The 10,753-nt window shown below is 65.0% G+C and carries 11 protein-coding genes; 3 read left to right on the plus strand and 8 right to left on the minus strand.

The features are described 5' to 3' along the window. Positions 1-114 precede the first annotated feature (114 nt). On the plus strand, positions 115-945 hold the full coding sequence (locus ACFQBT_RS17085) for an SGNH/GDSL hydrolase family protein (protein ID WP_377824548.1): 831 nt from the start codon (positions 115-117) through the stop codon (positions 943-945). On the opposite strand, the gene ACFQBT_RS17090 is transcribed toward ACFQBT_RS17085, so the two are convergent. Then, the gene (locus tag ACFQBT_RS17090; RefSeq protein ID WP_377824550.1) at positions 939-1,553 is read right to left on the minus strand and encodes a M15 family metallopeptidase; all 615 of its coding nucleotides are present in this window, start codon (positions 1,551-1,553) and stop codon (positions 939-941) included. The genes ACFQBT_RS17085 and ACFQBT_RS17090 overlap by 7 nt on opposite strands. Positions 1,554-1,561: 8 nt before the next feature. Next, positions 1,562-1,792: a hypothetical protein gene (locus ACFQBT_RS17095; RefSeq protein WP_377824552.1), complete on the minus strand. Its 231-nt coding sequence runs from the start codon at positions 1,790-1,792 to the stop codon at positions 1,562-1,564. A 76-nt stretch (positions 1,793-1,868) separates the two neighbouring features. Here ACFQBT_RS17095 and ACFQBT_RS17100 point away from each other — a divergent pair, with 76 nt between their 5' ends. Next, entirely contained in the window at positions 1,869-2,333 is a 465-nt protein-coding gene (locus ACFQBT_RS17100) for an SRPBCC family protein (RefSeq protein WP_377824554.1), read from the plus strand. A 1-nt stretch (position 2,334) separates the two neighbouring features. On the opposite strand, the gene ACFQBT_RS17105 is transcribed toward ACFQBT_RS17100, so the two are convergent. The 6 genes from ACFQBT_RS17105 to ACFQBT_RS17130 all read right to left on the minus strand — a co-directional run bounded on the left by ACFQBT_RS17105 (position 2,335) and on the right by ACFQBT_RS17130 (position 10,188). Next, the gene (locus tag ACFQBT_RS17105) at positions 2,335-3,183 is read right to left on the minus strand and encodes an ABC transporter ATP-binding protein (protein ID WP_377824556.1); all 849 of its coding nucleotides are present in this window, start codon (positions 3,181-3,183) and stop codon (positions 2,335-2,337) included. Then, positions 3,180-5,003: a dipeptide/oligopeptide/nickel ABC transporter permease/ATP-binding protein gene (locus tag ACFQBT_RS17110; protein WP_377824557.1), complete on the minus strand. Its 1,824-nt coding sequence runs from the start codon at positions 5,001-5,003 to the stop codon at positions 3,180-3,182. The genes ACFQBT_RS17105 and ACFQBT_RS17110 overlap by 4 nt, the downstream gene beginning before the upstream one ends. Beyond that, positions 5,000-5,941, minus strand: coding sequence for an ABC transporter permease (locus tag ACFQBT_RS17115; protein ID WP_377824559.1), 942 nt, complete (start codon positions 5,939-5,941; stop codon positions 5,000-5,002). The genes ACFQBT_RS17110 and ACFQBT_RS17115 overlap by 4 nt, the downstream gene beginning before the upstream one ends. Before the next feature lie 22 nt (positions 5,942-5,963). Beyond that, positions 5,964-7,511: an ABC transporter substrate-binding protein gene (locus tag ACFQBT_RS17120; RefSeq protein WP_377824561.1), complete on the minus strand. Its 1,548-nt coding sequence runs from the start codon at positions 7,509-7,511 to the stop codon at positions 5,964-5,966. Positions 7,512-7,563: 52 nt separating this feature from the next. Continuing rightward, positions 7,564-9,300, minus strand: coding sequence for a hypothetical protein (locus tag ACFQBT_RS17125; protein WP_377824562.1), 1,737 nt, complete (start codon positions 9,298-9,300; stop codon positions 7,564-7,566). 255 nt (positions 9,301-9,555) lie between these two features. Then, positions 9,556-10,188 carry a TetR/AcrR family transcriptional regulator gene (locus ACFQBT_RS17130; protein ID WP_377824564.1) on the minus strand — a complete coding sequence of 211 codons (633 nt, stop codon included), beginning with the start codon at positions 10,186-10,188 and terminating at the stop codon, positions 9,556-9,558. A gap of 122 nt (positions 10,189-10,310) precedes the next feature. Here ACFQBT_RS17130 and ACFQBT_RS17135 point away from each other — a divergent pair, with 122 nt between their 5' ends. Beyond that, a complete protein-coding gene (locus tag ACFQBT_RS17135; protein ID WP_377824566.1) occupies positions 10,311-10,742 on the plus strand; it encodes an alpha/beta hydrolase in 432 nt (143 codons plus the stop codon). Positions 10,743-10,753 lie beyond the last annotated feature (11 nt).

The raw sequence follows: 10,753 nt of genomic DNA on the forward strand, positions 1-10,753 counted from the left end.
AGGACCGGGAAGGCAGATCAGGGTTTTGGCAGGCGATTGGCAGCTATTTCCCAGGCAGAGAGTCGTCACCTGACGGCCACCTGCCGTTGGCGGACCGCGGCTAGCCTGCCGACGATGCGTCGACGGTTCGTGGCAGTGGGCGATTCCTTCACCGAAGGGGTCGGGGACCCGAACCCGCTCTACCCCAACGGGGTTCGCGGCTGGGCTGACCGGATGGCGCGCCAGCTCGGAAGGTACGACGACCGCTGGCTCTACGCGAACCTCGCCATCCGCAGCAAATACCTACGAGAAGTCGCGGCGGAGCAGATCGACGACGCGCTGGCGCTGCGGCCGACGTTGCTCTCGTTCTACGCCGGGGGCAACGACATCCTGACCGCGCGGGTGAACATGGCCGAGCTCATGGATCTGTACGCCGCCACGATCGACCGCCTGGGAACGTCCGGTGCCCAGCTCATCCTCTTCACCGCCTACGACGCCACCCGGGGCCCGATCCTGGAGCCGGTACGCAGACGTATTGCGTTCTATAACAATGGGGTTCGCGACATCGCACGAGCCACGAACGCCATCCTGATCGACCACGAGCGGTTGCCGGAGTTCGCCGACCGCCGGCTATGGAGCTTCGACCGCATTCACATGTCGCGGCCGGGCCACAAGGTGATGGCGGGGGCGGTCCTCGCCGAGCTCGGCATCCCGCATACCCTCAAACTGCCGGACTTCCCGCCGTTCGAGCGGCGGCCCGTCGTGCAGACCGTGCGTGACGAAACCCGCTGGGTGCGAAGCGAAGTGGTGCCATTGCTGCGCAGGCGGATCAACGGCGTACGCGAAGGGGACACCCTCACGCCCAAGTGGCCGGAACTGATCCGGCCCGCCGACGGGCTGAAACGCCTCGCCCGACGACGCGGCGGCGATGCTCTCGAGGTACGCCGGGCGGCCGCCGGTCAGTAGCTCGGCGCCGCAGGCAGCCCGAAATAGCTCTCGAGCGCGGTCGCTTTGCGCCGGGCGTAGTCGGCAGCGAGTGGACCACCGACGTACCTGACGTGCCACGGTTCCCATTCGAATCCGGTGACGCGGGTAGCGGTACGCGGGTAGCGGACGATGAATCCGTACCGCCAACCGTTCGCCGCGATCCATTGCGCCAGAGCCGAAGTCCCGACCGACCCCTTGAGGTCGATGGACAGTCCGAGTTGATGCTCGGAGTGGCCGGCCCGGGCACACTGCCGGTCGGCGCCGACGCGGCCGAGGGATCGCACATAGGAGTTGTAGAGCGACAACTGGCCGGCGTAGGAGCGGTAGGCACTGGTGAACCCGGTGGGGTGACCGGCCCGGGCTGCCGCCTGACGCAGGGATCCGTACGCCGCCGCGCAGTCCCGCCGCAACCGGAACGAGCCGCTCGACGTCACCAGTGCGGGGGCGAAGTTGCTCGGCAGGGCGATGCGTTTGTTCGCGACCCGCCACAACGACGCATTCAGGGTCGTGGTCGTCGTGGAAGCCGAGACCTGCACCGTCCCAGCCGATGTCACCAAAGCCAGCCGCGTCGTGGCGTTGGGTGCCACGGCGGCTGTCACGATCGCCGTACCGGCAAGAGCGGCCCCCGGCCCAGGACCTGCCCGGCCGGCGTCTGCAGACGCACCGCACCGGAGATCCCGGAGACGAGTACGGCGACCCGCGAGGAGGTGACCGGGTAACAGGTCACGCGCGGGGCGGCCGCCGCATCGGCTGGGCCGGTGGCCGCCCACCCCAGCAGCGCGAACCCGCCGGCGAGGGTCGCACGGCGGGTCAGCTCGATGGTCATGAGCGTTGATTCTGCCACCGGGCGCCGCCTCCGATCAGGGGTTGTCCCAGACCTGCGCGCAGGCGAGGTTGGAGCCATGAGTGATGAGAAGAAGTTGAGCGCGAGCCGCTCCATCGACGCCTCCGCCGCCGAGATCTTCGATGTGCTGAGCAATCCGCACCGGCATGTCGAGTTGGACACCTCCGGCTTCGTGCGCAGCCTTGCGCAGGGCGACCGGATCAAGCAGGTCGGCGACGTGTTCACGATGAACATGGAGGGCGACCACATGGGCGGGGAATACCAGACCGACAACCACATCAACGGGTTCGCCAAGGACAAGTTGATCGCCTGGCAGACCGCGCCCGCAGGCACCGAGCCGCCCGGTTGGGAGTGGGTCTACGAACTGGACGCGCAGGGCCCGGAGCAGACCGAGGTCACGTTGACCTACGACTGGAGCAAGGTGACTGACAAGGAGTTGCTAGCCAAGAACCTGTTCCCGCTGATCTCCCAGGAGGAACTCGACGCCTCGCTGGCCAAGCTGGCGGAGGCAGTGTCGAGTTGACTCACGTGGCCGCGCGTGCCTCTTCCAGAGCTGCACGACGGCGGCTCTGCTCGTCCGGGTCCGTGACCGGGGAGGACAGCAACAGCCGCCGCGTGTAGTCCTGGGTGGGGCTACTGGTCACTTGGGCGGCATCACCCGCCTCGACGATGTGACCACTTTGGATGACCGCCACCCGGTGGCTCAGGTATCGCACGACGTTCAGGTCATGGGAGATGAACAGGTAACTCACGCCGGTGCGTTCCTGCATCTCGATGAACAGATCCAGCACGGCTTGCTGGGTGCTCAGATCCAGCGCCGACACCGGCTCGTCGCAAATGATGAGACGCGGGCCGATCGCCATGGCCCGCGCGATGGCTACTCGTTGGCGTTGCCCGCCGGAGAACTCGCGAGGTAGCCGGCCAACCGAATCCTTCGGCAGCTTGACCGCGTCCAACAACTCAGCGACCCGAGCTGAGGCCCGGGACCGGTCGGTGCCTGCGGCCACGAGGGGCTCGGCAAGGATGCTTCCGACGGTCAGTGATGGGTTCAGGGATGTGAACGGATCCTGGAAGACCACCTGCAGATCCCTCGCCAGCGCCCTCCGCTCGCGCCGCCCCAACCGCGAGATCTCGTTGTCGTCGAAGCGAATGGATCCGCCTTCGACCGGAACCAGGCCAAGGACCGCGCGGCCGACCGTGGTCTTGCCGGATCCGGATTCGCCCACCAGGCCGACCGTTTCGGCACGACGAACCCCGAGGTTGATCCCGTGGAGAACCTCAACCCGCGGTGCTCGCCAACCCCTCCCGGCAAAACTCACATGAAGGTCATGAATCGTGAGCAACTCCTGGCTCCGACCCTCGGACTGGCTCATGTCACAGCTCCCGGCAGTGGTTCGGCGAGGTGGTCTACCTGCTTGGTGCCCGGTTGCCACGCGGGGCGCGTCGGCGCATCGTCGAGCACCGCGTCGAGCAGCTTCTGCGTGTACGGGTCCTGCGGGTTGGTGAGAATGTCACGGACACCGCCGTATTCGATGATGCGTCCCCGCCTCATCACCGCGACGTTGTCCGCGATATCGGCCACAACACCGAGATTGTGAGTCACCAACAGCACACCCATGTCGCGGTCTTTCTGCAACCGGCGGAGCAGCGCGAGCACCTCAGCTTGCACGGTCACGTCGAGCGCAGTTGTCGGCTCGTCCGCGATCAGCAGTTTCGGATCGCACGAGATGGCTCCCGCGATGAGAACGCGCTGGGCCATGCCGCCGGAAATCTGGTGCGGGTAGAGCTTCATCACTCGCTCCGGATCGTGGATCTCCACTGCGGCCAGTAGTTCCTTGGCGCGCTCACGGGACTGCGAACGGGATAGACCCAGAACCTGTTGAACCGGCTCGATCAACTGCGCACCAATGGTGAACGCCGGGTCCAGGTTGCTCATCGGCTCCTGGGGGATATAGCCCAGCACCCGACCGCACAGAGCACGACGCGCCGAGCGTGAGATCGCGGTGATCTCCTGACCCTCAACCATGAGGCTGCCACCGGTGACCACACCGCCACGGGGCAGGATATCCAGGATCGAGAAGGCCGTCTGAGACTTGCCAGAGCCGGATTCGCCCACCAGGCCGAGCACTTCGCCGGCCGCGATGTCGAGGTCGATTCCGTGCACCACCTCCTGGGTGCCCTCGCCATAGGCCACCCGCAGTCCACGAATCGACAGCAACGCGCCGCGCTCGGATACCTGGTCTCCGGTCGGCTCCTGCGGCTCACCGGTCACCGTCGCCGGTGGGACCGCCTTCTTGCTGGGTTTGGTCGGGACGGCGTTGTCCTGTTCGAGGACGTCGCGCAGAGCGCTGGCCAACAGCACCAGAAAGGCATTCGTCAGACCGAGGGCAAGAGCCGGCGCAACGATCAGGTGCGGCTGTTGGCCGATCACCTGGAACGCGTCGTTGAGCATGCCACCCCAGCTGAAGGCTTCACCGGACCCGATTCCCAAGAACTCCAGAGCTGCTTGAAGGCCGATGGCGATACCCGCGACGAGCGCTGTCTGCACCAGCACCGGCCCGCGCACGACGGCCAGGATGTGCCGGCCCATGATCCGCCAGTCCGGCAGACCGGACACTTTTGCTGCGTCGACGTACAACTCACCCGAGACCGCACTGACGATCCCGGACACCAACCGGAAGTAGGCCGGAGCGGCAAGGATTCCTAGCACGAACATCAGCACCCAGGTGCTGGGACCGACCACTGCTCGTGAAGCCAGGAGCACCACCATCGCCGGTAGGGACATCAGCAGGTTGAATACCCAGTTGGCGATCTGGTCCAGGTAGCCGCGGTAGTAGCCGGCGATCAGCCCGGCTATGGCACCAACCGCGAGAGCGACGACGAGAGCGATGACTGCGCCGCCGAGCGAGGCACGACCCCCGTAGAGCAGTCGTGCCCAGACGTCGCGACCGGCGGCGTCGAAACCGAGCGGATGTCCCGCGCGGGCGGGCCCGAACGCATCGGTGATGCTGCCGCCGGTCGGGCTGGCACCGGTCAGCAGCGGGGCGGCGATCACCGCACCGATGATCAGCAGCAGCCCGATGGCGGAGATCAGGGCCTGCGGGTTACGAAGGAACCGCCGCCAGACCGTACGCCGTGTGGGGGCAGCAGCGATGGGCGTCTCGGTGTTGTCGGGAAGGACAGAGGTACTCATGCGACTCGCGCTTTCGGGGTGAGCCAGCCGATCAGCAGATCGACCAGGAGGTTGACGATCACGACCCCGACAACGGAGAACATGACCAGCCCCATGATGATCGGAATGTCGCCCTGGACGGTGTATTGCACTGCCATGGAACCAATTCCGGGCAGTCCGAAGATCTGTTCGACGAGTACTGCGCCACCGAGCAACCCTACGAACTGCAAACCCAACACCGTGAGCGCGGGCGCGGATGCGTTGCGCAAGGCGTGCTTGAAAACTACCCGCCGCATCGACAGACCCCGCGCCTGCAGGGTCCGGACGTAGTCCTGGTCCAGCACTCCCAGCATGGAGCCGCGTACCTGCTGGGATACCCCGGCGATCGCCCCGATCGACAGAGAGATCACGGGCAACGTGATGGACGCCAGCCATTGCGATGGGGAGGTCATCAGGCCCACGTAACCCACCGCGGGGAACCAATGCAGTTGAACGGCGAACACCAGGACGAGCAACAGGGTCAACAAGAACCCCGGCAGCGCGTACCCGATCACGCCGATGATCTGCACGATCCGGTCGACGACGCCCCGTCGGGTCGCCGCCGCGACGCCGAGAGCCCAGGAGATGATCCCGGTAACCAGCGTGGCCACGACAACCAGACTGAGCGTCACTGGAAGTCGACTCATGATCGTTGATGCGACGGATTCGCTGGTGAACCATGACGTTCCGAAGTCACCACGAAGCGCCGCGGTCAACCAGTGCCAGTACTGCACCACCATCGGCTGATCCAGGCCCAGCGCATGCTGCTTGGCTGCCACCTGGGCGTCGCTGGCGTTCATGCCGAGAATCTGGTGTGCGACGTCTGGCGCCGCGAGCGAGATCAAGGCGTAGCTGAGGAACGAGATCACGAAGATCAGGGCAAGACCGGCGATGAGTCGGCGAGCAATGAATGCGACCACGGGACAACGGCTCTCGATCCGGTTACTTCGCCGGCGCGTAGTTCGGTAACGACGGAACGGCCATACCCGCCTGACGTTGCGCAGTGACTTTCTGGTCGATGACGAACTGGTAGTTCGGGATGGTCATCGGAACCGACCACGCCGACTCCACGAGGTGGGTGGCGAAAGCCTGGTAGAGCGGCTTGCGCTCGGCTTCTGTCTTGGCTGCCCGGATCTGGTCGATCAGAGCAAGGCCCTTGGGGTCGTCGTACTGTCCGATGCCCACCAACGGGTTCAGCACGGAGTTGACCATGTCCCAGGCCGAGTCCGACAGGCCGAGACTGAAGATGATCGTCGAGTACTTCTTGTTGGTGACGACATCGGCGTAGAGACCGTTGTTGTCGATCTTCTTCCAGGTCACCTTGATACCGATCGCGGCCAGATCCTCGCCGACGGAATTGGCGATGGCATCGGTTGCGATCGGGGTGTACTGCGGCATCGTGATGGCGAAGCCGTTGGGGTAGCCGGCCTCGCTGAGCAACTGCTTCGCCTTGGCCGGATCATGCTCGTAGTAGTCCTTGAGCGAAGCGACGTAGGCCGGTGAGTCCGGGCTGACCGGGATCGAGGTAGCAGTGGCATTCCCCTGCCACACGTACTTGACCAGATTCTCGCGGTTGATCGCGTAGTTCATTGCCTGCCGGACCCGCACATCGGCGAGCGGTTTGTCGATGGTTCCGTCGTGGTCGAGGATCGAGATGGAGATCATGTCGAAGGGGTACGGCATCATCTTCAGCGTGCTGACACCTTTGACCGAGTCGATGGAGGACTGCTGTTGGAGCAGCCCCGCGTCGATCTGCCCGGACTTCAGGCCGTTGGCCAGCGCAGTTTCCGAGGAGTAGGTCGTGATGTTGACGGTGTCGAACTTGGCCTTCTCGCCCCAGTAGTCAGTGCGTGCCTTGAAGACCCACTTGCTGCCCAGAGCAGTCTGACTCGCGTCCATCGTGTACGGCCCGGACCCGACCGGTGTCGTCTTCAGCGCCGATCCGGCCGCGATGGACTTCGGGCTGGCCATGAAGCCGGCCCCGGCCCAGAGGTTCTGCACGAAACCCGGGCTGACCTGGGACAGCACGATCTGCAGCCGATGGGGGTCGACGACCTTGACGTCCTGCACCTGCGCGAGCAGCGTGCTCCCAGCGAGTTTCGAGTCGCGGTAGCGCAATAGGTTCTGTCGGGCGGCGTCTGCGTTGAATGCCGTACCGTCAGAGAACTTGACGTCCGTGCGCAGAGCCATCTCGAGCGTCTTGTTGTCGGCAGACCATTTCCATTCGGTCGCCAGCATCGGCTTGAGTTCACCGGTCGGGGCCTTGTCGATCAAGTTGTCGTAAACCGCTTGAAAGAACGGCACATTCGATCCTTGTGCGTTGACCGGATCCATATTCGCGGGGTAGGCGAGGGAGCCGATATTGATGGTGGAACTGCCACCCCCGCCCGTGTTGGCGGATCCGCCGCCGTTGCTGCACGCTGCCAGGATTGCTCCCAGACCCGAGCCCGCGACGATACCGAGTACGCCCCGACGTGTTGTGGTGACCATGATTCCTTCACTTTCTGAGTAGCTGTGGGGTGTGAGTGAGCCGCGATGCGATTCAGTTCTGTTCCCGGCGCCGCAGGAAGCTGAGCGCAAGGACCAACAAAGCCAGCACACCGGTCGTGATCAAAGTCGGCGCGGTCCAAGCCGGTGCCGCCGAGGAGTCCGCACTGTCCGTCGAGCCGGCGGCGGCGACCACCTTGGTGGAGTCGGCCGCCAAGCTCACGCTCGCAGCCGAGGCGTCGGTGATTGCCGCGTGTTGGTCGGTAGCGGTGCTCGCCAGACCTGAGATACCGGACGACAGACTGCCCGACCCGGCCGCCAGCTGACCGTTGCCCTTGGCCAAAGCTGCTGAGCCATCAGCAATCTTTCCGGTGCCGGCCACCAAGGAGCGCGCGCCACTGCGGAGCGCACCCAATCCCCCACTCAACGCATGAGCACCCGTGGCCAGCGACTGCGAACCGCTGGACAAAGCGTTGGCTCCGTTGCCGAGCGTGCCCAGTCCGCCACTCAACGCATGAGCACCCGTGGCCAGCGACTGCGAACCGCTGGACAAAGCGTTGGCTCCGCTGTTGAGCGTGCCCAGTCCGCCACTCAACGCATGAGCACCCGTGGCCAGCGACTGCGAACCGCTTGCGAGGCTGGTCGCACCCGCGGCGGCGGAAGCGGATCCCGACTTGAGCGCCTGCGCTCCCGCATCGACCTTGGCCGCGCCTGCCGCGAGGTTGTCGCTGCCGACGGCGAGCGGAGCCAGGGAGGCACCGAGCTGTGGACTGAGCCCACCGACGTACGCCGACGAGAATTGCCGTGCGAAGGGCTTCGACAACTGCTCCGAGGCACCCTTGAGGAAGGCGGATGCGAATTGATCTGGCATTTGCGCGATCACTGTGTTCAGCGCTTGCTGAATGATCTGGGGGTCGCCGGTCTTCAGGGCAGCTTGGAACGCGGGGTTGGCAAATGCGCTCGTCAAGGCATCACCCAGCGAGGTGGAGAGCCCCTTCTTCATCGTCGGTGAGGTGAGCGCACCGCTCAGCGCGCCGTCGAGCGACGTCGTCATGGATGAGGTCATCTGTGTCGTCACCGCTGGCGTGAGAGTGCCCGTCTTGCCGTCGTCCGATGTCACGAACCGATGGATACCGTCACGCAGGCTGCTCGCTCCCGTAGCCACGGAACTTGTGCCGTTGGCCAACGCGCCTGCGCCCGTAGCGAGTTGCCTGTTTCCGGTAGCCAGCGCACCCGCACCAGAGGCCACCTTGTCCGCACCGGATGCAAGCGCCGAACCGCCCGCACTGGCCGACCCAGCACCCTTGGCCAGCGCACCCGCACCAGAGGCCACCTTGTCCGCACCGGATGCAAGCGCCGTACCACCCGTCCTGGCCGACCCAGCACCCTTGGCCAGCGCACCCGCACCAGAGGCCACCTTGTCCGCACCGGATGCAAGCGCCGTACCACCTGCACTGGCCGACCCAGCACCGTTGGCCAGTTTCTGCGCGCCGGCATCAAGGGCTTTGGCGCCGGTGGACAGGCTCCGCGATCCGGTGGCGGCCGACTTGGCGCCGTTCGTAAGCGAGGTCGTGCCCTGCTTCACCACCTGAAGCCCGGTGTCCAACGTCTGGGCGCCACCACTGAGACCCTGCGTCTGGCTGACCAGGCCGTTGGTCTTCTGGTGGGTCGAATCGGCCAATTGCGCGACCTGGCCGCTATCGCTGGCGGCAGGACGCTGGCTGGTCGCGAACAGCCCTACAGCGGAAGCCACCAACGCCAAGATCGCGAGGACGACTGACCCCACTCGCATGCCTCGAGAATCCATCTCTTCCCACCTCTGCAACACCCGCGCGTCACGCGGCCCTGTCTGTGACAGTGGTCACAGGCAGAGCAAAAATTACCACATGGTTACGTTTGTGTCGAGGGGTTCCGCAAGCCCGCCGTTCCGATGACTACCGACCGCCCGCAGGTCAGGTCGGCATGGAGAAACAGTTGAGACACAACGAATTACGCGGCAACCGGACAACCGGGTCACCACGGCCGATCGTGCAGAAGCTGGGCTGCTTCAGCGTGTGATGTCGATGCCCAACGACCCCAGGAAGTCGCTCAGAACGCGCGCGACATCCGTGCCTGCGGGGTCAAGGAGCCACTGGATTTGGAGGCCGTCCATCAGAGCGATGAGTTGTCGGGCAGCACTCGCCGCAGTGACTGGATATGGCGGCGGGTTCTGTCGAAACGCCAGCCGGAAGGCAGACGTAGCCGCCTCGACAACCGTCTCGTAGCGCTGGGTGAAGTACTCATGGCCAGGATGCTCGGCGTCGGTGGCCTCGGCACTGACCTTGACGTACGTCGCGACGATGCCTGGACTTTCGAAGTTGACCGTCATCAACTCGACCACAGCCCGAAAGACCTCAGTGACTGCCTCGTGCGATCGATCCGTCGACCGGATGTCGATCAGCTGAGTGTCATCACGCATTTCGATCGCAGCCAGGACCAATTCGTCCTTGTTGGCGAAATACCGAAGGATGGCGGGATGCGACAGGCCAGCGTGAGCTGCGATCGCTCGTAGCGAAACGCTGTTGGAACCCGCCTTGGCAAAAAGCTCCAACGCTGAGTTGAGGATCCGCTCGCGCGTTCGCCGTCCCTTGGGGCTGAGATGGCCCGGGATGGCGGAAGCGTCACGAATCGTCGATTTCATGGCATCCATCCTGTCGTCCGTGTGCTGAACCTACCCGGGCCCGGCCGACTCGGAACCGCTGGCCCGGGACCAGCGCACAGGAGCCCTCGACATGTGACCCACTTCTCATCTAATGTAACCACGTGGTAACTTTCACCATCCTTCCCGGGTCGCCCTTCGGCCCCCAGTCGCTTCCCCACGGGGTAGAACCGGTCCGGTTCGAGACCGAGGTCGGGCCGTTGACCGGACTGCATGCCGCACCGGTGGGGTCCGACCACGGGACAGTCCTGTTGATCCCGGGGTTCACCGGTTCCAAGGAGGATTTTCTCGACTTCATGCCCTTACTCGCTTCCGCTGGATACGATACGTGGGCGTATTCCCAACGCGGACAGGCGGATTCAGCCGCGCCCGAGGGCCAACAGTGCTACACCCTTGACGCCTTCACCGCGGATGCGATGTCGGTTGCGCAACTGGTCGCGAGGCAGGGACGGCCGCTCCACCTCGTCGGGCACAGCTTCGGCGGCGTCGTGGCCCGCGAGGCCGCCATCGACTCCCCGACCGATTCGCGACCCTGACCCTGTTCGCA

Source organism: Branchiibius cervicis, from assembly GCF_042661605.1.
Lineage (GTDB): Bacteria > Actinomycetota > Actinomycetes > Actinomycetales > Dermatophilaceae > Branchiibius > Branchiibius cervicis.